The sequence below is a fragment of the Caenimonas terrae genome (genome assembly GCF_042655405.1).
GTDB classification, from domain to species: Bacteria; Pseudomonadota; Gammaproteobacteria; order Burkholderiales; family Burkholderiaceae_C; genus Ramlibacter; species Ramlibacter terrae_A.
In genome coordinates this window covers 471,556-493,523 of sequence record NZ_JBHSMF010000002.1, presented here as the reverse complement: position 1 = coordinate 493,523, position 21,968 = coordinate 471,556, and the positions used below count along the sequence as shown (strand labels likewise).

Annotated in this window: 21 protein-coding genes and 1 pseudogene; 16 read left to right on the top strand and 6 right to left on the bottom strand. The window is 68.9% G+C overall.

The features are described from left to right. The first annotated feature begins 24 nt into the window (after positions 1-24). Together ACFPOE_RS02415 and ACFPOE_RS02410 are read left to right on the top strand one after the other, a co-directional pair. Positions 25-507, top strand: coding sequence for a CreA family protein (locus tag ACFPOE_RS02415; RefSeq protein ID WP_376848395.1), 483 nt, complete (start codon positions 25-27; stop codon positions 505-507). Next, positions 507-1,697, top strand: coding sequence for a multidrug effflux MFS transporter (locus ACFPOE_RS02410; protein ID WP_376848394.1), 1,191 nt, complete (start codon positions 507-509; stop codon positions 1,695-1,697). Before ACFPOE_RS02415 ends, ACFPOE_RS02410 begins: the two co-directional genes overlap by 1 nt. On the opposite strand, the gene ACFPOE_RS02405 is transcribed toward ACFPOE_RS02410, so the two are convergent. Next, positions 1,694-3,223, bottom strand: coding sequence for a DHA2 family efflux MFS transporter permease subunit (locus ACFPOE_RS02405; protein WP_376848393.1), 1,530 nt, complete (start codon positions 3,221-3,223; stop codon positions 1,694-1,696). The two genes, ACFPOE_RS02410 and ACFPOE_RS02405, sit on opposite strands and share 4 nt — an antisense overlap. Beyond that, positions 3,220-3,669: a MarR family winged helix-turn-helix transcriptional regulator gene (locus ACFPOE_RS02400; protein WP_376848392.1), complete on the bottom strand. Its 450-nt coding sequence runs from the start codon at positions 3,667-3,669 to the stop codon at positions 3,220-3,222. Before ACFPOE_RS02400 ends, ACFPOE_RS02405 begins: the two co-directional genes overlap by 4 nt. 65 nt (positions 3,670-3,734) lie before the next feature. Between ACFPOE_RS02400 and ACFPOE_RS02395 the strand changes: the two genes are divergently transcribed. The 3 genes from ACFPOE_RS02395 to ACFPOE_RS02385 all read left to right on the top strand — a co-directional run bounded on the left by ACFPOE_RS02395 (position 3,735) and on the right by ACFPOE_RS02385 (position 6,952). Then, entirely contained in the window at positions 3,735-4,736 is a 1,002-nt protein-coding gene (locus tag ACFPOE_RS02395) for a hydroxymethylglutaryl-CoA lyase (protein ID WP_376848391.1), read from the top strand. After that, positions 4,733-5,950, top strand: a complete 1,218-nt coding sequence (locus ACFPOE_RS02390) for a CaiB/BaiF CoA transferase family protein (protein ID WP_376848390.1) — start codon at positions 4,733-4,735, stop codon at positions 5,948-5,950. The genes ACFPOE_RS02395 and ACFPOE_RS02390 overlap by 4 nt, the downstream gene beginning before the upstream one ends. Before the next feature lie 75 nt (positions 5,951-6,025). Next, the gene (locus tag ACFPOE_RS02385) at positions 6,026-6,952 is read left to right on the top strand and encodes a LysR family transcriptional regulator (protein WP_376848389.1); all 927 of its coding nucleotides are present in this window, start codon (positions 6,026-6,028) and stop codon (positions 6,950-6,952) included. Positions 6,953-6,997: 45 nt separating this feature from the next. Here the strand turns inward: ACFPOE_RS02385 and ACFPOE_RS02380 are convergent, their stop codons facing one another. Continuing rightward, positions 6,998-7,348 carry a PsiF family protein gene (locus tag ACFPOE_RS02380; RefSeq protein WP_376848388.1) on the bottom strand — a complete coding sequence of 117 codons (351 nt, stop codon included), beginning with the start codon at positions 7,346-7,348 and terminating at the stop codon, positions 6,998-7,000. Positions 7,349-7,452: 104 nt separating this feature from the next. Between ACFPOE_RS02380 and argS the strand changes: the two genes are divergently transcribed. The 11 genes from argS to ACFPOE_RS02325 all read left to right on the top strand — a co-directional run bounded on the left by argS (position 7,453) and on the right by ACFPOE_RS02325 (position 18,842). Further along, on the top strand, positions 7,453-9,126 hold the full coding sequence (gene argS / locus ACFPOE_RS02375; protein ID WP_376848387.1) for an arginine--tRNA ligase: 1,674 nt from the start codon (positions 7,453-7,455) through the stop codon (positions 9,124-9,126). Next, on the top strand, positions 9,123-9,836 hold the full coding sequence (locus tag ACFPOE_RS02370) for an SPOR domain-containing protein (RefSeq protein WP_376848386.1): 714 nt from the start codon (positions 9,123-9,125) through the stop codon (positions 9,834-9,836). Before argS ends, ACFPOE_RS02370 begins: the two co-directional genes overlap by 4 nt. 69 nt (positions 9,837-9,905) lie before the next feature. Beyond that, the gene (locus ACFPOE_RS02365; protein ID WP_376848385.1) at positions 9,906-10,559 is read left to right on the top strand and encodes a thiol:disulfide interchange protein DsbA/DsbL; all 654 of its coding nucleotides are present in this window, start codon (positions 9,906-9,908) and stop codon (positions 10,557-10,559) included. A 198-nt stretch (positions 10,560-10,757) separates the two neighbouring features. Further along, the gene (locus tag ACFPOE_RS02360) at positions 10,758-12,083 is read left to right on the top strand and encodes a hypothetical protein (RefSeq protein WP_376848384.1); all 1,326 of its coding nucleotides are present in this window, start codon (positions 10,758-10,760) and stop codon (positions 12,081-12,083) included. An 8-nt stretch (positions 12,084-12,091) separates the two neighbouring features. After that, complete coding sequence (locus ACFPOE_RS02355) at positions 12,092-12,496, top strand: type 2 periplasmic-binding domain-containing protein (RefSeq protein WP_376848383.1); 405 nt, start codon at positions 12,092-12,094, stop codon at positions 12,494-12,496. Between the two features lie 25 nt (positions 12,497-12,521). After that, a complete protein-coding gene (locus ACFPOE_RS02350) occupies positions 12,522-14,009 on the top strand; it encodes a methyl-accepting chemotaxis protein (RefSeq protein WP_376848382.1) in 1,488 nt (495 codons plus the stop codon). Between the two features lie 37 nt (positions 14,010-14,046). Beyond that, a complete protein-coding gene (lptA, locus tag ACFPOE_RS02345) occupies positions 14,047-14,727 on the top strand; it encodes a lipopolysaccharide transport periplasmic protein LptA (protein ID WP_376848381.1) in 681 nt (226 codons plus the stop codon). Between the two features lie 5 nt (positions 14,728-14,732). Further along, on the top strand, positions 14,733-15,515 hold the full coding sequence (gene lptB / locus ACFPOE_RS02340) for an LPS export ABC transporter ATP-binding protein (protein WP_376848790.1): 783 nt from the start codon (positions 14,733-14,735) through the stop codon (positions 15,513-15,515). A gap of 115 nt (positions 15,516-15,630) precedes the next feature. Next, positions 15,631-17,199, top strand: a complete 1,569-nt coding sequence (locus tag ACFPOE_RS02335; RefSeq protein ID WP_376848380.1) for an RNA polymerase factor sigma-54 — start codon at positions 15,631-15,633, stop codon at positions 17,197-17,199. Positions 17,200-17,218: 19 nt separating this feature from the next. Continuing rightward, positions 17,219-18,454: a THUMP domain-containing class I SAM-dependent RNA methyltransferase gene (locus tag ACFPOE_RS02330; protein WP_376848379.1), complete on the top strand. Its 1,236-nt coding sequence runs from the start codon at positions 17,219-17,221 to the stop codon at positions 18,452-18,454. After that, complete coding sequence (locus tag ACFPOE_RS02325; protein ID WP_376848378.1) at positions 18,429-18,842, top strand: PIN domain-containing protein; 414 nt, start codon at positions 18,429-18,431, stop codon at positions 18,840-18,842. Before ACFPOE_RS02330 ends, ACFPOE_RS02325 begins: the two co-directional genes overlap by 26 nt. A 14-nt stretch (positions 18,843-18,856) precedes the next feature. Here the strand turns inward: ACFPOE_RS02325 and ACFPOE_RS02320 are convergent. The 3 genes and pseudogenes from ACFPOE_RS02320 to ACFPOE_RS02310 all read right to left on the bottom strand — a co-directional run bounded on the left by ACFPOE_RS02320 (position 18,857) and on the right by ACFPOE_RS02310 (position 21,936). Further along, a pseudogene (locus tag ACFPOE_RS02320) lies at positions 18,857-20,460 on the bottom strand (FMN-binding glutamate synthase family protein). Positions 20,461-20,489: 29 nt separating this feature from the next. Further along, entirely contained in the window at positions 20,490-21,383 is an 894-nt protein-coding gene (locus ACFPOE_RS02315; RefSeq protein WP_376848377.1) for an alpha/beta hydrolase, read from the bottom strand. 103 nt (positions 21,384-21,486) lie between these two features. Then, positions 21,487-21,936 (bottom strand): CinA family protein, encoded by a 450-nt coding sequence (locus ACFPOE_RS02310; RefSeq protein WP_376848789.1) that lies wholly within the window; start codon positions 21,934-21,936, stop codon positions 21,487-21,489. Positions 21,937-21,968: the final 32 nt, after the last annotated feature.

The following is a 21,968-nucleotide window of genomic DNA, read 5'->3' as shown; positions in this document are numbered from 1 at the left end:
ACGGACAGGAGGTAAAGTGGGCGGGTGAAAAACCACCTGCTCCTGACCCTTTCCGTCGCCCTGCTGCTGGCGGCATGCGGCCGCTCCGGCGCCGAACAGATCGGCGAAGTCGACACCGTCTTCAAGCTGATCGGGCCCGACCACAAGATCGTGGTCGACGCCTACGACGACCCCAAGGTCGGCGGCGTCACCTGCTACGTGTCGCGCGCCAAGACCGGCGGCATCAAGGGCGCGCTCGGGCTGGCCGAAGACCGGGCCGAGGCCTCGATCGCCTGCCGCCAGACCGGGCCGGTCGCCTTCAACGCCGGCAAGCTGGACAAGCAGGAGGAGATGTTCAACGAGCGCATCTCGCTGGTGTTCAAGAAGCTGCGCGTGATCCGCATGGTGGACACCAAGCGCAATGCGCTGGTCTACCTGACCTACTCGGACCGGGTGATCGAGGGCTACCCGCAGAACAGCGTCACCGCCGTGCCCCTGCCGCCCGGCACCCAGGTGCCGCTGAAGTAATGGGCGCGGGCTTCCTGCGCACGGCCCTGGTGCTGGGGCTGCTGTCGGCGATCGGGCCGTTCGCGATCGACATGTACCTGCCGGCACTGCCCTCGATCGGACAGAGCCTGGGCGCGTCCGTCCATGCGGTGCAGGCCAGCCTGATGGCGTTCTTCGTCTCGCTGGGCGTCGGCCAGATCGTCTACGGACCGGTCACCGACATGGTGGGGCGCAAGCCGCCGCTGTATTTCGGGCTGCTGCTGTTCGCCGCCGGCAGCGTCGGCTGCGCGCTCGCGCCCAACATCGAGACCCTGGTGGTGCTGCGCTTCGTGCAGGGCCTGGGCGCCTGCGCCGGCATGGTGGTGCCGCGCGCGGTGGTGCGCGACCTGCACACCGGCACCGACGCGGCGCGGCTGATGGCGCTGCTGATGCTGGTGTTCAGCGTCTCGCCGATCCTGGCGCCGCTGGCCGGCAGCCTGCTGATCGAGGTGGCCGGCTGGCGCAGCGTGTTCTGGGCGGTCACCGTGCTGGCCGGCCTGGGCCTGGTGCTGCTGGCGACCAGCTTGCAGGAGACGCGGCCGCCGCAACAGCGGGTGGGCAGCAGCTTTCGCAGCGCGATCACGGCGTACGGCACGCTGCTGCGCGACCGCCACTTCATGGGGCTGGTCTTCATCGGCGCCTTCGGCATGGCCAGCTTCTTCGCCTACCTGGCCAATTCCTCCTTCGTGCTGATCGACCACTACGGCCTGACGCCGCGCCAGTACAGCATCGCCTTTGCCGTCAACGCGGCGTCGTTCATCGGCGTGTCGCAGTTCACCGGCCGGCTGGCGCGGCGCTTCGGGCTGGCGGCGATCGTCAAGTTCGCCGTCAGCGGCTACGCCATCCTGATGGCACTGCTGCTGGCATTGAACCTGGCGGGCAACGACCGGCTCGCCGTGCTGCTCGGGCTGCTGTTCGCCGGCTACGGCTTCCTGGGCCTGGTGGTGCCGAGCACCGCGGTGCTGGCGCTGGACGACCACGGCGAGATCGCGGGCACCGCGTCGGCGCTGATGGGAACGCTGCAGTTCGTCACCGGCGTGCTGGTGATGGCGCTGGTCGGCGCCTTTGTCGATGGCACCGCCCGGCCGATGGTGGCGGGCATTGCCGGCTGCGCCGCCGCGGCGTTCGTGCTGGCGCACCTCACGCTGCGGCGCCGCCAGACCGCGCGCTAGTGCGGCACTTCGGCGGTGGAGGAGGTCGCCACCGGACCGCGCCGCGGCGTGCGGATCAACAGCAGCAGCGGGATCGCCAGCAGGGTCACGCCCATCATGATGCTGAAGTCGTTGACGTAGCCGATCAGCGCGCCCTGGCGTGACACTTCCGCATTGAGCACCGCCAGCCCGCCGGCGGTGGACGGGTCCAGCCCCGGCGGCAGATAGAGCAGGCCCTGGTTGCCCGGCGCCACCGTGGCCGCGAGCTGCGCGTGGGCCCTGGCCTCGCCCTGCGTGAGCAGCGCCTGCACGATCGAGATGCCGACGCTGCCGCCGATGTTGCGCACCAGGCTGAACACCGGCGTGCCCTGGTTGCGCAGCCGCGGCGCCAGGGTGGCGAAACTGGCGGCCGACAGCGGCACGAAGGTGAAACCGATGCCCAGGCCCTGGATGAACCCGGACAGCAGGATCAGCGAGCTGTCCATCTGCAGCGTGATCTGCGTCATCTGCCACAGGGAGAAGGCCGTCAGCGCGAAGCCGGTCGCCATGATGGCGCGGATGTCGATCCGCGTCACCAGCCGGCCGACCACGATCATCGCGATCATGGTGCCGATGCCGCGCGGCGCCGTGATCTCGCCGGTGTAGATCACGGGGTAGCCCATCAGCCCCTGCAGGAACATCGGCAGCAGCGCCATCGTGCCGTACAGGATGGTGCCGACGATGAAGGCGAACAGCAGGCCGGTGACGAAGTTGCGGTCCTTGAGCAGGTCGCGGTCGAAGAACGAGGTGCCCAGCGCGGTCCAGGTGTGGACGGCGAAAAAGGCGAATGCAACGACGGCGCCGGCCGCCTCCAGCCGGATCTCCCACGAGTCGAACCAGTCCAGCTGCTGGCCGCGGTCCAGGAACAACTGCAGCAGGCCGATCGCGATGCTCAGCGTGGCGAAGCCGAAGACGTCCAGCTTCTCGCCCTGCGGCTTGCTCTCCGGCAGGTAGCGGATGATGCCCCACAGCGCAAACAGGCCGACCGGCAGGTTGATGAAGAACACCCAGCGCCAGTTCAGGTTCTCGGTCAGCCAGCCGCCCAGCATCGGGCCCAGGATCGGGCCGACCATGATGCCGGCGCCCCAGATCGCCATCGCCTGGCCGACCTTCTCGCGCGGGTTGATGTCCAGCAGCACGGCCTGCGACAGCGGCACCAGCGCGGCGCCGAAGATCCCCTGCAGCAGGCGCGCGGCGACGATGGTGCCCAGCGAGCCCGCCAGCCCGCACAGGGCCGAAGCGACGGTGAAGCCGATCACCGACACGATGAACACCTTGCGCCGGCCCCAGTGGCCGCACAGCCAGCCGGTCAGCGGCAGCGCGATCGCCGAGGCCACGATGTAGGAGGTGAGCACCCAGGTGATCTGGTCCTGCGAGGCCTGCAGGCTGCCCTGCATGTGCGGCAGCGCCACGTTGGCGATGGTGGTGTCCAGCGCCTGCATGATGGTCGCCAGCATGATCGAGACGGTGATCATGCCGCGGTGGGGAAAGGAGGCGGTGGTGCTCATGCCTGTTCGTTCAGCAGCGAGTCGCGCACCTTCGCCAGCAGGGAGAGCAGCTGCGTTCTTTCGGCCGCGCTCAGCCCGGACAGCGCCCGCGCGTTGAGCGAGTCGCCGATCTCCATGGCCCTGGCCAGCGCCTTGGCGGCGCGCGGCTCCAGCTGCAGCAGGTTGACGCGGCGGTCGGTGGCATGGGGCTCGCGCCGGATCCAGCCGGCCGAGGCCATGCGGTCGCACAGGCTGCCCACGGCCATCGCGCTCAGGCCCAGCCGCTGAGCCAGTTCGGCCTGGGAGACGGCGGCGTCGTCGCCGTTGGCGGCCAGCACGCCCAGCAGCCGGCATTGCGGCTGCGACAGGCCGAGCTGGTCGCGGGCGGCGCGGTCGAAGCGCTGCCCGTACAGCCGGGCGACATCGCTGACCAGGAAGCCGAAGCGGCGGCGGAAATCCCATTTCATAAGCCTGCAGATTATAAACAGGCTTATGAATTGGCGCAGGGGCGCTGCGTGATAAAACACAGGCGATGACAACTTCGACCCCCTCGGTCCTGATCAGCGAGGTCGGCCCGCGCGACGGCCTGCAGTCGGTCAGCCGCACCATGGCCACCGGCGACAAGAAGCGCTGGATCAGCGCGCTGCACGCCGCCGGCCTGCGCGAGATCGAGGTCGCCTCCTTCGTCCCGGCCAGCCTGCTGCCCCAGATGGCCGATGCCGCCGAGATCGTGCAGTACGCTCTGACGCTGCCGGGCCTGACCGTGATGGCGCTGGTGCCCAACCTGCGCGGCGCGCAGTCGGCCATCGCGGCCGGCGTGCACAAGCTGACCATCCCGGTGTCCGCCAGCGCCGCCCACTCGCTGGCCAACGTGCGCAAGAGCCGCGAGCAGATGCTGGCGGAGGTGCGCAACATCGTCGCGCTGCGCAACGAAATTGCCCCGCATGTCCACATCGAGGCCAACATGTCCACCGCCTTCGGCTGCACCATCCAGGGCGAGGTGGCGGAAGACGACGTGGTCCGGCTCGCTGCCGAGTGCGTCGCCGCCGGCGTCGACGAATCGGGGCTGTCCGACACCACCGGCATGGCCAACCCGGCGCAGGTGCGGCGCCTGTTCGACAAGGTCCGCGCCGCCATCGGCGACAGGACCGGCGCGGCCCACATGCACAACACCCGGGGCCTGGGCCTGGCCAACTGCCTGGCGGCCTACGACGTCGGCGTGCGCACCTTCGACTCCTCGCTGGGCGGGCTGGGCGGCTGTCCCTATGCGCCGGGTGCTTCCGGCAACGTGGTGACGGAAGACCTGGTCTTCATGTTCGAGGCCATGGGCGTATCCACCGGCGTGGACCTGGAGAAGCTGATCGCCGCCCGCGCGCCGCTCAAGGCCGGCCTGCCGGGGGAGCCGGTGTACGGCATGACGCCGGAAGCAGGATTGCCCAAGGGCTGGAACCATTCCGTTCGGGCTGAGCCCTTCGACAAGCTCAGGACAGGCCCCGTCGAAGCCCTTCGACAAGCTCAGGGGGAGCGGTCGTGAGCGAATCGTCCCTTCCTTACGCCGGCATCCGCGTCGTCGAGTTCACCCACATGGTGATGGGTCCGACCTGCGGCATGGTGCTGGCCGACCTCGGCGCCGAGGTGATCAAGATCGAGCCGGTGGCCGGCGACAACACGCGGCGCCTGCTCGGCTCCGGCGCCGGCTTCTTCGCCATGTTCAACCGCAACAAGAAGAGCATCGCGCTGGACCTGCAGACGGCCGAAGGCAAGGAGGCGGCGTTGCGGCTGATCGCCACCGCCGACATCGTCAGCGAGAACTTCAAGCCGGCCACCATGAAGAAGCTGGGCCTGGACTACGAATCGCTGCGCAAGCTGGACCCGCGCCTCATCTACGTCAGCCACAAGGGCTTCCTGCCCGGGCCCTACGACCACCGCACCGCGCTCGATGAGGTCGTGCAGATGATGGGCGGGCTGGCCTACATGACCGGCCGCGCCGGCGATCCGCTGCGCGCCGGCACCAGCGTCAACGACATCATGGGCGGCATGTTCGGCGCCATCGGCGCGATGGCGGCGCTGGCCCAGCGCGAGAAGACCGGCAAGGGCCAGGAAGTGCAGAGCGCGCTGTTCGAGAACAACGTGTTCCTGGTGGCGCAGCACATGATGCAGTTCGCCGTCACCGGCAAGCCGGCCGACCCGATGCCCAGCCGGATCTCGGCCTGGGCGATCTACGACGTCTTCACGGTGAAGGACGGCGAGCAGATCTTCCTGGCGGTGGTCAGCGACACGCAATGGGCGATCTTCTGCAAGGCCTTCGGCCTGGCGGAGCTGCAGGGCGATCCGCGGCTGGTCACCAACAACGACCGGGTGCGGGCCCGGGACTGGCTGATTCCGCTGCTGCGGTCGCAGCTCGCCGGCCACAGCGCGGCAGAACTGGGCGCAGCGTTCGAAGACAACGGCCTGCCGTTCGCGCCGATCACGCGGCCGCAGGACCTGTTCGACGATCCGCACCTGAACGGCACCGGCGGCCTGGCGCCATTGACCCTGCCGGACGGCCGCGCCACCCGGGTGCCGCTGCTGCCGCTGACGCTGGGCGGCGAGCGGCCCGGCGTGCGGCTCGACCCGCCGCGGCTGGGGGAACACACCGGGCAGCTGCTGCGCGAGGTCGGCTACAGCGAGGCGGAGATTGCCGCACTGCTGTCGCGTCATGTCATCGCGGACCCGGCCGCCGAGGCGGCGCCGGACAAATCGCAATAGCAGAGTCAAGCGTTTTATCGGCTAAATCGGAGCCGCGGTCCCCGGATTTGCAACCTGGCTGCACATAATGCCTGCATGGACAAACTCAAGCAGCTGGAATCCTTCGTCTCGGTGTCCACCCGCGGCAGCCTGACGGCGGCGGCCAAGGCCGAAGGCGTGGCGCCGGCGATCATGGGGCGGCGGCTGGACGCGCTGGAGGAGCGGCTGGGCGTCAAGCTGCTGGTGCGCACCACCCGCCGCATCAGCCTGACCCACGAGGGCAGCGCCTTCCTGGAAGATTGCCAGCGCCTGCTGGCCGACGTCGCCAATGCGGAAGCCAGTGTCAGCGCCGGTGGCGTCAAGGCGAGCGGCCACCTGCGGATCACCGCGCCGGCCGGCTTCGGCCGCCGCCACGTCGCGCCGCTGGTGCCGCGGTTTCGCGAGTTGCACGGCGACGTCACCATCTCCCTGAACCTGACCGACCGGGTGGTGGACCTGGCCGGCGAAGGCTTCGACTGCGCGGTGCGGGTCGGCGACCTGCCCGATTCCTCGCTGGTCAGCGTGCGGCTGGCCGACAACCGGCGGCTGTGCGTGGCGACGCCGGCCTACCTGGAGCGGCACGGCACGCCGCGCCATCCGGCCGAACTGGGCCGCCACGCCTGCCTCACGCTTTCCAGCGACGCCTCGCAGACCCGGGGCTGGGCCTTTCGCGTGCCCAAGGGCGCGGACCACGAGCTGATCCACTTCAAGCCGGCCGGTCCGCTGGACTGCACCGACGGCCAGGTGCTGCACGACTGGTGTCTGGCCGGCCTGGGTGTCGCCTGGCGCAGCACCTGGGAAGTGGAAGGCGAGATTGCCGCCGGCCGCCTGGTGCAGGTGCTGGCCGATTTCGCGGCGCCGGCGAACGGCATCTACGCGGTGTTTCCGCAGCGCAAGCACCTGCCGCTGCGGGTGCGGCTGTGGATCGATTTCCTCAAGCACAGTTACGGCCGCCCCGATTTCTGGAGCGCGCCGCCGCAATGAAGAAAGCCCCGCGGCGCGGGGCTTTCGGTCGGGGCCGCGGGCTGTTTAGCCCGACAGGCACTCGCTCATGAACTTCTTGCGCTCGGCGCCCTTGAGGGTCTTGGCCTTCGGGTCGGCGTTGCAGGTCTTCATCTTGGTCTGCTGCGCGGTCGCCGCCGGCTTGGCTTCGGCCGACGCGCCCTCGGCGGACAGGCATTCCTTCATGAACTTCTTGCGCTCGTCGCCCTTGAGCGCCTTGGCCTTGGGGTCGGCGTTGCAGCTTTTCATCTTGTTCTGCTGCGCGGTGGGCGCCTTCTTGGCGTCGCCGGCCATGGGCGCGCCGGTGTGGCTGGCGGCGAAGGCGCCGCCGGCGGTCAGGGCCAGGCCCAGGGCGATGGTCGAAAGAAGCTTGTTCATGGAATCTCCTCGATTCGTTCAAATCCGGATTGGATTCCCGTCTACAACGCCGCAGGCCGGCCTTACGCCGACCGGTTCGCGGGGCGCCCCGTAAAATCTGGGGAATGCTCCACGTCAAACAAGAATTGCTCGCCAGCCTCGCTGCGAGCCTGGATAAGCTGTCGCCAGGGGCGGGGGAGAAAGCCGCGTTCGAGTCGCCCAAGGCGGCCGCGCACGGGGACCTGGCTTCCACGGCCGCCATGCAGCTGGCCAAGCCGCTCAAGCAGAACCCGCGGCAGGTGGCGGAGAGCCTGAAGGCCGACCTGATGGCCGGGCCTGCCTTCCAGCAATGGGTGGAAGCGATCGACATCGCCGGCCCCGGCTTCATCAACATCCGGCTCAAGCCGCAGGCCAAGCAGGCCGTGGTGCGCGAGGTGCTGGCCGCCGGCGAGGCCTTCGGCAGCCGGCCGCGCAACGGCCAGCACGTGCTGGTGGAATTCGTCTCGGCCAATCCCACCGGCCCGCTGCACGTGGGCCATGGCCGCCAGGCGGCGCTGGGCGACGCGATCTGCAACCTGTACGCCACCCAGGGCTGGGACGTGTGGCGCGAGTTCTATTACAACGACGCCGGCGTGCAGATCGCCACCCTGGCCACCTCCACCCAGCTGCGCGCCAAGGGCATCAAGCCGGGCGATCCGCGCTGGCCGGAGCAGGCCTACAACGGCGACTACATCCAGGACATCGCCGACGACTTCCTGGCCAAGAAGACCGTCAAGTCGGACGACCGCGAATACACCGCCTCCGGCGACGTCGAGGACCTGGAGTCGATCCGCCTGTTCGCCGTCGCCTACCTGCGCCACGAGCAGGACCTGGACCTGCAGGCCTTCTCGGTGCGCTTCGACAGCTACTTCCTCGAGTCCAGCCTCTATACCAGCGGCAAGGTGGAGGACGCGGTCAGGCGCCTGCAGCAGTCCGGCAAGACCTACGAGCAGGACGGTGCCCTGTGGCTGAAGTCGACCGACTACGGCGACGACAAGGACCGCGTGATGCGCAAGGGCGACGGCAGCTACACCTACTTCGTGCCGGACGTCGCGTACCACATCGACAAGTGGCAGCGCGGCTTCGTCAAGGTGGTCAACATCCAGGGCACCGACCACCACGGCACCATCGCCCGCGTGCGCGCCGGGCTGCAGGCGGCCGACGTCGGCATCCCGCAGGGCTATCCCGATTACGTGCTGCACACGATGGTGCGCGTGATGCGCGGCGGCCAGGAGGTGAAGCTCTCCAAGCGCGCCGGCAGCTATGTCACGCTGCGCGACCTGATCGAGTGGACCAGCAAGGACGCCGTGCGCTTCTTCCTGGCCTCGCGCAAGGCGGACACCGAATACTCGTTCGACGTCGACCTGGCGGTGGCGAAGAACAACGACAACCCGGTGTATTACGTGCAGTACGCCCATGCCCGCATCTGCTCGGTGCTGGCCAACTGGGGGGGCGACGTCGCATCGCTCAAGGAGGCGGACCTGTCGCCGCTGCAAAGCCCGCCGGCGCTGAACCTGATGCTGCTGCTGGCGAAATATCCGGACATGCTGGCCGACGCGGCCCGCGACCTGGCGCCGCACGACGTCACCTTCTACCTGCGCGAACTGGCTGCCGCGTACCACAGCTACTATGATGCCGAGCGCATCCTGGTGGACGACGAAGCCGTGAAGAAGGCCCGCCTGGCGCTGGTCGCCGCGACGGCCCGGGTGTTGCACAATGGGCTGCAGGTTCTCGGTGTGAACGCACCGCAAAAAATGTGAAACAGACGACGTACAAACATCAGGGCGGCTCGGTCATTCTGGGCATCATCATCGGCGTGGTGCTGGGCCTGGGCATTGCGCTGGCAGTGGCGGTCTACGTGACCAAGGTGCCGATTCCCTTCCTGAACAAGGGCGGCGGCCGGACGGCCGAACAGGACGCCGCCGAATCGCGCAAGAACCGCGACTGGGACCCGAACGCGCCGCTGTACGGCAAGAACCCGGCCAAGCCGCTGCCGCCGGCGCCCGGCATCATCGCGCCGGCGCCGCCGGTGGCCGCCACGCCGTCGCCCGGGACCTTCAGCGTCGGCCCGGCCGCACCCGTCGCGGACCCGAGCCTGAAGCCGCCGGCAGTGGTGGCCAACATGCCGCCAGCGGCCAGCGGCCAGCCCAGACCGGCCGCCCGGCCGCCGGCCGTGGCCGCCGACCCGCTGGGCGAGCTGGCGGCTGCCAGGTCGTCGAACCCAGGCGCCGATCCGTTCCTCTATTTCGTGCAGGCCGGAGCCTTTCGCACGCCGGAGGACGCGGAAGCGCAGCGCGCCAAGCTGTCCCTCATGGGGGTGGAGGCCAAGGTCACGGAGCGCGAGCAGTCCGGCCGCCAGGTGTTCCGGGTGCGGGTCGGGCCCTTCGACAAGAAGGACGACGCCGACCGCAACAAGGAAAAGCTGGAAGCCGGCGGCGTGGAAACGGCGCTGGTGCGGGTCCAGCGGTAGCGCGGGACAGCCGGGCGGCGGAACCTTGGTCCGCGGCGGCGCTCACAATGTTTCAAGGAGTGAACTGACATGAATCGACGCGAGTTTTCCGTTGCCGCCGCCTGCACCCTGGCGTTTGCTTCACTGGGCGCCCCGGGTTCGCTGCTGGCGCAGGTGCGCAAGCCGGACGACGGCGCCGACTACATCTCGCTGGACAAGCGGGTTCCGGTGGATGCGCCGCCCGGCAAGATCGAGGTGATCGAGTTCTTCTGGTACAGCTGCCCGCACTGCAACGCCTTCGAGCCCAAGCTGGTGAACTGGATCAAGAAGCTGCCGCCGGACGTGTCGCTGCGCCGCGTCCCGGTGGCCTTCCGCGACGACTTCGTGCCGCAGCAGCGCCTGTTCTACACGCTCGAAGCGATGGGCAAGCTGGACGAACTGCACGGCAAGGTGTTCAACACGATTCACGCCGAGCACCAGATGATCGACAAGGAAGCGTCGATCGTGGCCTGGGCCGAGAAGAACGGCCTGGACCGGGCCAAGTTCGTCGAGTTGTACAACTCCTTCTCGGTGCAGACCAAGGCCCGCCGCGCCACGCAGCTGCAGGATGCCTACAAGGTGCAGGGCGTCCCGGCCATCGGCATCGCCGGCCGCTATTACACCGACGGCACCATGGCCGGCAACATGGACCGCGCCCTGCAGATCACGGATTACCTGGTCGCAGAGGTCCGCAAGTCCAAGTAGCCTGCGTGCCGCGGCAGCGGCCGCGCTCAGGCTCAGCTCGGCCGTTGCATGAATGCAGCTCGGCCGTTGCTCAAGGGCGACGGCCAGGGTGGTTGAAAGATGACTTCCATCACGAAGCATCTTGTCACCGCTAGTATCATTTAGATACATCCAGCTTAATGATCTCAGGCCCTCCACCACGTGGGCCCGGAGATCCGAATGTCACCGTCCAAGCGGGCTTCGCGCCTGACGCTGCAACTCCTGACCCTGGCAGTTGCGCTGCCGCTGGCCACGCCGGCGTCGGCGGCCGATGAGCTCCAGCGGATCGAACAACTCGAAAGGAAGCTGGCACAAAGCCTGGCCCTGATCGAGCAGCTGTCGGCCCGGCTGAACCAGGTCGAGAAGGCGGCACCGTCCGCAGCGGCCGCCGATCCGGCCAGCGTGACGGCGGCGCAGTCCGAGCGGATCGACCGGCTGGAGCAGACGCTGGTCAAGGTGTCCGAGAGCTCGGCCAAGTCGCGCGACCTCGGCGTGCCGCTGCACGGCTTCGCCGACGTCGGCTATGTCCGGTCCTCGCAGGCGCTCGACGGACGCCGCAGCGGCTTCGCCCTCGGCAACTTCGACCTGTACATCACGCCGGAGATCGGCGACCGGGTGAAGTCGATCGTCGAACTGGTGTTCGAATACGGCCCCGACAGCGCCAACGTCGCCACCGACCTGGAGCGGCTGCAGTTCGGCTACACCTTCAGCGATGCGGCCACCGTGTGGGCGGGACGCTTCCACACGCCCTACGGTTACTGGAACACCGCTTTCCACCACGGCCAGCAGATCCAGACCGCCGCGACCCGGCCCCGCTTCATCGAGTTCGAGGACCGTGGCGGCATCCTGCCGGCCCACGCCGTCGGCCTGCTGGTCTCCGGCGGCGTCAAGGCGGGCGCCGGCCGCGTCGGCTACGACGGCTACCTGGCCAACGGCAACCGGGTGGTCGACGGGGTGCTCGACTTCAACGCGTTCAGGGACGACAACGGCAACAAGATGGTGGGCGGCAACCTGCGCTATTCCTTCGGCGGCAGGCTCGACGGCCTGACGCTGGGCCTGCACGGGTTCACCCAGCAGGTGGCGCAGTACGACGGCCAGAACGCGGTGGTGAACAACACCAAGGTCAACATGACCGGGGCTTACGCGGTGTACGAGCACGCCGACTGGGAAGTCATCGCGGAGTACTACCGGTTCCGCAACCGGGACCTCAGCGGCGGCAGCGGCACCCACGCCAGCTGGGCGGGCTTCGGCCAGCTGGGCTACACGCTGGCCGGGAAGTGGACGCCCTATGCGCGGCTGGAGAAAGCGGCGCTGGACCAGGCCGACAACTATTTCGCCAGCCAGGACAGCGGCCGCTCCTATTCCCGCAGCACGCTGGGCCTGCGCTACGACCTGAACCCGAGCACCGCGATCAAGATGGAGCTGAACCAGACGCGGCAGCAGCAACGGGATGCGTCCACGCTGAGGGCGAACGAAACGCGCCTGCAGCTGGCGGTCCGTTTCTAGGAGGCGCCATGAACCACAAGCGCATTGCCCTCCTCGCCTGGCTGGTGCTGGCCGGCACCACCGCGCTGCCGGCGCTGGCCGCCGACCTCTACGTCATCGCCAACCCGTCGCTGGCGCTGACGGCCGACGACATCCGCGACATCTACATCGGCGACAAGCAGATCGCCGACGGCGTCAAGCTGGTGCCGCTGGACAACTCGGCCCAGCAAAAGGACTTCCTGGAAAAGGTGCTCAAGCTCGATGGCGCCAAGTACAACGGCATCTGGATCAAGAAGGGCTTCCGCGACGGCCTGAACGCGCCCGCGGTCAAGTCCAGCGACGCGGAAGTCATCGCCACGGTGAAGTCCACGCCCGGCGCGGTCGGCTACGTGTCCAGCGCTCCCAAAGACCTGAAGGTCATCGTCAAATACTGAGCGCGCATCCACCGTCAGACCAACCATGTGGCTCAACGCATTTGCCCGCCTGCAGATCAAGCACCGGATGTACGTGCAGTTCATCCTGGCCGTCACGCCGCTGGTGCTGCTGCTGCTGTTCCAGCTGACGTCGGTCAGCGACCTGCCGCAACGGGTGAACGCCGCGCTGGGCCGCTACCGCACCGCCAACCAGGCGATCTCCAGTTACCGTGAGTTCCTCAACGGCGTGACGGATGCGGTGGATACCGGCAAGGTCGGGGCGCCGGCGCTGGCGGCGCTGCAGCAGGCCCACGCCGGGGCGCAGCAGATCCAGCGCACCGCGCCGACGCCGACGCTGCAGGCGGCGGTCGAAGGCATGGACCGCATCGGCGCCGCGCTGGCCGCCAACAATTCGCTGGCGGCGCTGCTGTCGATCAAGGGCGACATCAACAACGTCGACGTCGCGCTCAAGCGGCTGGCCGACGAGGGGGAGCAGCAGCTGTCCAAGCTGGTGGCCGACGACGACCAGGCCACGCGCACCCGCAACAAGATCCTGGCCGGGATCGCCGGCCTGACGCTGCTGCTGCTTGGATTCATGGTGCGCCAGATCGTCAACCGGATCATCGTCCCGATCGCATGGGCGGTGCGCACGGCCAAGCGCGTCGCGTCCGGCGACCTGTCGCCCATCGTGGCGCCCAGCCAGCGCTCCGACGGCATCGGCGAGCTGCAGGGCGCGCTGCGCGAGATGAACGATTCGCTGATCGCCATCGTGACCCGCGTGCGCGAGAGCTCGGAGCTGATCTCGGTGGCGTCCAGCAAGCTGTCCACCGGCAACCAGGAGCTCTCCACCCGCACCATCGAGCAGGCCGGCTCGCTGGAGCAGACCGCCGCCTCGATGGACGAACTGACCGCCGCCGTGCAGCGCAATTCGGGCAATGCCCAGCGCGCCAACGTGCTGGTGAAATCGGCCTCCGACGTCGCGGTCAAGGGCGGCGAGGTGGTGGCCCAGGTGATCGACAAGATGAACTCGATCAGCGCCTCGTCCAGCAACATCGTGGACATCATCGGCATCATCAACGGCATCGCCTTCCAGACCAACATCCTGGCGCTGAACGCCGCCGTCGAGGCGGCGCGGGCCGGCGAATCCGGGCGCGGCTTCGCCGTGGTCGCGGCCGAAGTGCGCAGCCTGGCGCAGCGCAGCGCGGCGGCGGCCCAGGAGATCAAGGTGCTGATCGGCAATTCGGTCGACCAGATCGGCGCCGGCAGTGCCCTGGTGGCCCTGGCCGGGCAGACCATGGAGCAGATCGTGCTGAGCGTGCGCGACATCACCGACATCGTGGGCGAGATCGCTGCCACCAGCGACCAGCAGAACAGCGGGATCGAGCAGGTCAACCACGCGGTGTCCACGCTCAACGCCGTGACGCACAAGAATGCGGTCCTGGTCGAAGAGGCCAGCTTCACGGCCGACGCGATGAGCGAGCAGGCCTCGCGCCTGGTCGACGTCGTGGGAACGTTCCGCTTCGGCGCCGGCTGAGGGCCCCCGCGGCGCCCGGCATCCGGAGATGGCCTCCATGGCGGCCGGACGGGCTCCGCCCGGTACAATGCCAGCAAGATTCGTGCCCTCTATGAACCAACTTCTTGCCCCCCTGCTGGCCGGTGTGCTCGGCACCCTGGTCGCCTCCGCCCCCGCCCTGGCGGAAAAGGCCGACCAGAACAAGCCGATGAACGTCGAAGCGGACTCCCTGCGCTATGACGACGTCAACCAGACCAGCGTCTTCAACGGCAACGTGGTGATCACCAAGGGCACCATCCTGATCCGCGGCGGCAAGGTGGACGTGCGGCAGGACCCCGAGGGCTACCAGTACGGCGTGGTGAGCGCGGCGCCCGGCAAGCTGGCCTATTACAAGCAGAAGCGCGACGGCGTGGACGAATTCATCGAGGGCGAGGCCGATACGATCGAATACGACGGCAAGGCCGACCGCGTCAAGTTCATCAAGCGCGCCGAACTGCGGCGCCTGCGCGGCGCGGCCGTGGCCGACGAAATGACCGGCAGCCTGATCACCTACGACAACGGCCGCGACGTCTTCACGGTGGACGGCGGGCCGGGCAGCCCCAGCGCCGCCCCAGGCCTGCCGGGCGGCCGGATCCGCGCGGTGCTCTCGCCGCGGCCTTCGGCCTCGGCGCCGGCGCCCACGCCGGCACCGCCGGTGCAGTTGCGCCAGAGCATGACGATCGGCGGGGAAAAGAAGTGACCGACATGGCCGTGGCACCGGAGCTGGCCAGCATGGCTTCGGCCAGCGCCAGCCGGCTGGAGGCGCGCCACCTGCAGAAATCCTACGGCAGCCGCCACGTCGTCAAGGACGTGTCGCTGGCGGTGGAAAAGGGCGAGGTGGTCGGCCTGCTCGGGCCCAACGGCGCGGGCAAGACCACCTCCTTCTACATGATCGTCGGCCTGGTGCGCGCCGATGCCGGCGAGATCTCGATCGACGGCAACTCGGTGGAACACATGCCGATCCACCGCCGCTCGCGCCTGGGCCTGTCCTACCTGCCGCAGGAAGCGTCGATCTTCCGCAAGCTCAACGTCCAGGAAAACGTGCGCGCCGTGCTGGAGCTGCAGCGCGACCCGCAGGGCAAGCCGCTGGCCCGCGCCGAGGTGGAGCGGCGCCTGACCTTGCTGCTGCAGGAGCTGCGGGTGGACCACCTGCGCGATTCGCCGGCGCTGGCGCTGTCCGGCGGCGAGCGGCGCCGGGTCGAGATCGCCCGCGCGCTGGCCACGCAGCCGCGCTTCATCCTGCTGGACGAGCCCTTTGCCGGCATCGACCCGATCGCCGTCATCGAGATCCAGCGCATCATCGGCTACCTCAAGTCGCGCGGCATCGGCGTGCTGATCACCGACCACAACGTGCGCGAGACCCTGGGCATCTGCGACCACGCCTACATCATCAGCGACGGCACGGTGCTGGCGCAGGGCACGCCCTCGGAGATCGTCAACAACGCCGATGTCCGGCGGGTGTACCTCGGCGAACATTTCCGGATGTAGTGATGGCCCCCACGCTTGTCACTTCGCGTACTGCGCTGCCCCCCGGGGGGGCCCTCGCGCCTTGGGGCAGCCCGGCGGCGCCCACGCCTTAGGTTTGCTGAATGGCTGTTTCCCCATGAAGCAGGGTCTTTCGCTTCGCGTTTCACAGCACCTGGCGCTCACGCCGCAGCTGCAGCAATCGATCCGCCTGCTGCAGCTGTCGACCCTCGAACTGTCGCAGGAAGTCGAGCAGATGCTGGACGACAACCCCTTCCTCGAATTGACGCTGGAGGAGGCGCCGCGCGAGGAGTTCGGGCTCGACAAGGCGGACGCGCCGGCGCGCGACGACGACATCGACACCGAGGGCGCGGCCGAGTTCAGTCCGTCCAGCCCGGCGCCGGACAGCGCGTCGGCCACCAGCGAGAGCGAACCCGCCGCCACCAGCGAATCGGACACGCCCGACTGGGATGGCGACGGCAGCAACGAGGTGGTGCCCGACGACGGCGAATGGGGCGGCGAGGCGCCGGCCAGCCGCAACAACCTCAGCGGCGACGACCAGATGGACGCGACCGACCTGGCCCGCGGCCAGGAGTCGCTGCAAAGCCACCTGCACCGGCAGGCGCTGTCGCTGCGGCTGTCACCCGAAGACAGCGCCGCCCTGCGCTTCCTGATCGAATCGCTCAACGACGACGGCTACCTGGAGGACAGCTTCGAGGAGCTGGCCCGCGGCCTGGCCGGCGACGACCTCGAGCAGGTGGAAGAACTGGTGCATCGCTTCACCGTGGCAATGAACTTGCTGCAGCATCTGGAGCCGGTGGGCGTGGGTGCGCGCAACCTGTCGGAATGCCTGTCGCTGCAATTGAAGGCACTGGCCGGCGCCGGCGCCGGCCCCGACGATCCCTGCCACGCGGCGCTGGCGATCTGCCGGCAGCCGATCGACCTGCTGGCCCGGCGCGACGTCAAGCGGCTGGCGCAGCTGTGCGGCGAGAGCGAGGCGCGGATCAAGGCCGCGATCGGCCTGATCACGCGCCTGGAGCCCAAGCCCGGCCGCCGGTTCGTCGACGTCGAGCGCAACATCGTCGTGCCCGACGTGCTGGTCACGCGGATCGCCCGCAACGGCCAGCCCAAGTTTCGGGTCATGCTCAACCCCGAGGTGATGCCGCGGCTGCGGGTGCACGACATCTATGCCGGGGCGCTGAAGTCGCACAAGGGCGAGGGCCACCAGGCGCTGCAGCAGCGGCTGCAGGAGGCGCGCTGGTTCATCAAGAACATCCAGCAGCGCTTCGACACCATCCTGCGGGTCTCCAATGCGATCGTCGAGCGGCAAAAGAGCTTCTTCGTGCACGGCGAGCTGGCGATGCGGCCGCTGGTGCTGCGCGAGATCGCCGACGAACTCGGGCTGCACGAATCGACCATCAGCCGCGTCACCACCGCCAAGTACATGGCCACGCCCTACGGCACCTTCGAGCTGAAGTATTTCTTCGGCTCGGCGCTGGGCACCGAAACCGGCGGCAATGCGTCGAGCACCGCGGTGCGGGCGCTGATCAGGCAGTTCGTCGCCTCGGAAAACCTCAAGAAGCCGCTGTCCGACAGCCAGATCTCCGACATGCTCAAGGAGCAGGGGATCGAGTGCGCCCGCCGCACGGTCGCAAAATACCGCGAGGCCCTGCGGATCGCCCCCGCGAACCTGCGCAAGGCGCTCTAGCCATGCCGAGAAAGCTCCCGTGAACCAGCTGCAACTGTTCCTGCCCTGCGCCGCCGGCGTCGAGGGTTTCCTGGCCGACGAGGTGCACCGCATCACCGGCCTCAAGGGCGACGATCTGCTGGTCGGGCGCGGCGGCGTCGAGCTGCGTGCCTCCTGGCGCGAGGCGCTGCAGCTGAACCTGCACAGCCGGCTGGCCCAGCGTGTGCTGGTGCAGCTGTCGCACACCATGTACCGCAGCGAGAACGACCTGTATGCGGCGGCCGGTGCGGTGGCCTGGGAGATCTGGTTCACCACCAAGCAGACCTTCAAGATCGAGGTGACCTCGCAGCACAGCCCGCTCAAGAGCCTGAACTTCGCGGCGCTGAAGATCAAGGACGCGGTGGCCGACCGCTTCCGCAACAAGGGCGGCGAGCGGCCCAGCGTGGACACCACCTGGCCTGACGTGCGCATCTACGCGCACCTGACCACCGACAGCGCCACGCTGTACATCGACACCTCGGGCGAGCCGCTGTTCAAGCGCGGCTGGCGCGAGGACAAGGGCGAGGCGCCGCTGAAGGAAACGCTGGCGGCGGCGATGATCGCGGCCAGCGGCTGGAAGGCGGACACCCCGCTGTACGACCCGTGCTGCGGCAGCGGCACCATCGCCATCGAGGCGGCGCAGATCGCCTGCAACATCGCCGCCGGGAGCTTTCGCCGCTTCGGCTTCGAGAAGCTGCTGCCGCACCAGCCGCACGTGTGGGCCGGGCTCAAGCAGCAGGCGGAGGCCGCGCGGGTGGTGGCCAACCCCGGCATCTTCGGCAGCGACGTCGCCCACCGGATGGTGGACTTCGCGCAGCGCAACGCCGAGCGCGCCGGCGTCGGCGAGATCGTGCAGTTCCGCGGCGGCGACGCGCTGCAGCGCATGCCGCCGACCGAGACGCCGGGCGTGATGCTGCTCAACCCGCCGTACGGCGAGCGGATCGCGGTGGCCGGCGTGGCCGGCGAGCCCAGCGAGGACGTGGCCCGCTTCGGCGCCCGGGAGACTGCGCAGACCGAGGACGGCGGCGAGTTCTTCGCCCAGCTGGCGGCGCACTGGAAGAAGAACTACATCGGCTGGACCGCCTGGGTGCTGACGCCCGACCTCAAGCTGCCGTCGAAGATGCGGCTGAAGGAAAGCCGGCGGGTGCCGATGTGGAACGGCCCGATCGAGTGCCGGCTGTTCAAGTTCGACATGGTCAAGGGATCGGCGCGTGCCAAGCCAGCCACTGGTGCTTGACACCAACATCGTGCTGGACCTGTTCGTCTTTGCCGACGAAGCGGCCGGGCCGGTGCGCATTGCGCTGGAAGGCGGCGGCTTGCGCTGGCTGGCGACGCAGCCGATGCGCGACGAACTGGAGCGGGTGCTGGCCTACGCGCAGATCGTGCCGAAGCTGGCCTATTACGAGCTGGCCGCCGGCGACGTGCTGGCCGCGTTCGACCGCCACAGCGAGCGCGTCGACGTCGCCGCCAAGGCGCCGGTGACCTGCACCGACCCCGACGACCAGAAGTTCGTCGACCTCGCCGTCGCCCACGGCGCCACGCTCCTGAGCAAGGACCGGGCGGTGCTGGCGCTGAAGAAGCGGCTGGAGCGCCTGTCGGTCCACGCCGGGCCGACGCTGCCTTAGCGCCGTCGGTTGTCTTACGCCAGCCCGAAGCGGTCGGCGCTGGCCATCGGCCAATAGAGCTTGAACACGTTGTGCTGCTGCTCCAGGTTGCCCGAGAGCAGCGAGCCCGGTTCCACCCGCATGATCAGGTTGGCCAGCAGCCGCACCTCGGTGTCCGTGATGCGTCGCACGATGTGGTGGGCCGTGATGTCCTGCGGGTGCGTCAGGCCGGCCGCCTGCACCAGGTCCTTCAGCGCGACCAGCGTGCTGCGGTGGAAGCTGAACACCCGCTGGGCCTTGTCCGGCACCACCAGCGCGCGCTCGCGGATCGGGTCCTGCGTTGTGACGCCGGTCGGGCAGTTGCCGGTGTGGCAGGTCTGGGCCTGGATGCAGCCCAGCGCCATCATGAAGCCGCGCGCCGCATTGCACCAGTCGCCGCCCAGCGCCATCATGCGAACGATGTCGAAGGCGGTGATCACCTTGCCGGCGCAGCCGATCCGGATGCGATCGCGCAGGCCGGTGCCCACCAGCGTGTTGTGCACCAGCAGCAGGCCCTCCTGCAGCGGCGTGCCCACGTGGTCGCTGAATTCCACCGGCGCCGCGCCGGTGCCGCCCTCGGCGCCGTCGACCACGATGAAGTCGGGCGTGATGCCGGTCTCCAGCATCGCCTTCACCAGCGCGAACCACTCCCACGGATGGCCGATGCACAGCTTGAAGCCGACCGGCTTGTCGCCCGAGAGCTGCCGCAGCGTGACGATGAAGCGCATCATCTCCACCGGCGTGCCAAACGCGCTGTGCGCCGACGGCGACACCAGTCCACCCAGGGCGGCACGCCGCGGGCGCTGGCGATCTCGGGCGTCACCTTGGGCGCCGGCAGGATGCCGCCGTGCCCGGGCTTGGCGCCCTGGCTCAGCTTGATCTCGATCATCTTCACCTGCGGATCGCGCGCGTTGGCGGCGAAGCGCTCCGGGCAGAATCGGCCGTCGTCGTCGCGGCAGCCGAAGTAGCCCGAGCCGATCTCCCAGATCAGGTCGCCGCCGTGCACCCGGTGGTAAGAGGAGATCGAGCCCTCGCCGGTGTCGTGGGCGAAGTGCCCCAGCTTCGCGCCCTCGTTGAGCGCCATGACGGCATTGGCGGACAGCGAGCCGAAGCTCATCGCCGAGATGTTGAAGATGCTCGCCTCGTAGGGCTGCGCCCGCTCCGGCCCGATGGTGATGCGGAAGTCCGACGACGCCAGGTGGGTGGGCGCCACCGAATGGTTCATCCACTCGTAGCCGCGCTGGCCCACGTCCAGCTGCGTGCCGAACGGCCGGTTGTCCGGCTGGCCCTTGGCGCGCTGGTACACCAGCGAGCGCTGGGCCCGCGAGAACGGCGCCGCCTCCATGTCGCCTTCGATGAAGTATTGCCGGATCTCGGGCCGCACGTATTCGAACAGGAAGCGCAGGTGCCCGATCACCGGGTAGTTGCGCAGGATGGCGTGGCGACTTTGCTGCAGGTCGTGCGCACCCACTGCCGCCAGCACGGCGAACAGCAGCAAGGCTGCGATGCCGTCGCCATCGTGCAGCCGCCAGGCCACCGAAGCCAGCAGGCCCAGCACGCACAGCGCCAGCGTGGCGTAGCGTTCGCAGGTGCTCAGCACCTTGGCGAAGGTGCGCTTGCCCGGCGCGGTCAAGCGAAGAATCCGCGCAGAGCCTGCGCAGTCTGCTGGTGCAGTTCTTCCGGGATCAAATGGCCGGCGGCGACGGCGCGGGCATCGACCTTGCCGCTGCATTGCGCCTGCCACAGCGCCTGCGGATCGAACAGCCGCTGCACCACGCCGCGCTCGCCGCACAGCACCAGCAGGTCGCAGGCGATCTGCTGGCCGCGCGCGCGGCTCTCGCGGTCGTGCTCCAGGTCGATGCCGGCGCTGGCCCGGTAATCCTCGCAGGCGGCATGGATCGATTCGGCGCGGCAGAAGCAGCGCTCGTACTCGGCCAGCGCCTGCGGCTCGATGAAGTCCAGCCCGCCGGTGCCGAGGCTGCCCAGCACCACGTGCAGCCAGGCGCGCGCGTTGGGGCCGATCATCATCTCCGGCAGCGGCGCCGGCTGGATCAGCAGGAACCAGTGGAAGTACGAGCGCGCGAACGCCAGGTCGGTGCCTTCGTACATGTCCAGCGTCGGCGCGATGTCCAGCACGCACAGCTTGCGCACCCGTTGCGCGTGGTCCAGCGCCAGCCGGTGGGCGACCCGGCCGCCGCGGTCGTGCCCGCACAGGAAGAAGCGCTCGTGCCCGAGCATCGTCATCAGTGCCGCCATGTCGGCGGCCATCTCGCGCTTGCTGTAATTGGCGTGGTCCGCGACCGACTGCGGCTTCTGCGAATCGCCGTAGCCGCGCAGGTCGGGCAGCACGAGGAGGAAATCGCGCTGCAGCTCCTGCGCGACCCGGTGCCAGATGGCATGGGTCTGCGGGAAGCCGTGCAGCAGCAGCAGCGGCGGCTTGCCCCGCGTGCCGCCGACGCGCGCGAAGATCTCGGTGCCGTTGACGGCGAAGATGTCCTCGTCGAAGCCCTGGAACCAGCTCATGGCCTGCCTTTCGCCAGGTCCGTGCGCAGCCCGCGCCGCGCGGACGCGCCCTGGAAGTTGTGGATGCTTTGCCGGTCGAAGTGCATGGCGCTCCTCATGGCGATCAAGTTGTAGTGGCCAGCAGCGCGAGCAGCCGGTTCAGCGCGTGGCGCACCGTGGCTGCGCGCACCGCCGCGCGGTCGCCCGGGAACAGCTGCATTTCGCTGCTCAGCAGGCCGGCCACCTGGAAGCCGAACCAGACCGTGCCCACCGGCTTGTCGGGGCTGCCGCCACTGGGGCCGGCCACCCCGGTGACGGCGACGCCGACCTGCGCGTGCGAATGGCGGATCGCGCCGAAGGCCATGGCGCGGGCCACCACCTCGCTCACGGCGCCATGCGCCGCGATCAGCGCCGGGTCGACGCCTAGCGATTCGCTCTTGGCCTCGTTGGAGTAGGTGACGAAGCCGCGCTCGAACCAGTTGCTGGAGCCGGCCAGGTCCGTGCAGGCGGCCGCGATCATGCCGCCGGTGCAGCTCTCCGCGGTGGCCAGCATCCAGCCCCTGGACTGCAGCATCTCGGCCAGGCGCAGCACGGCCTGCGGCGACG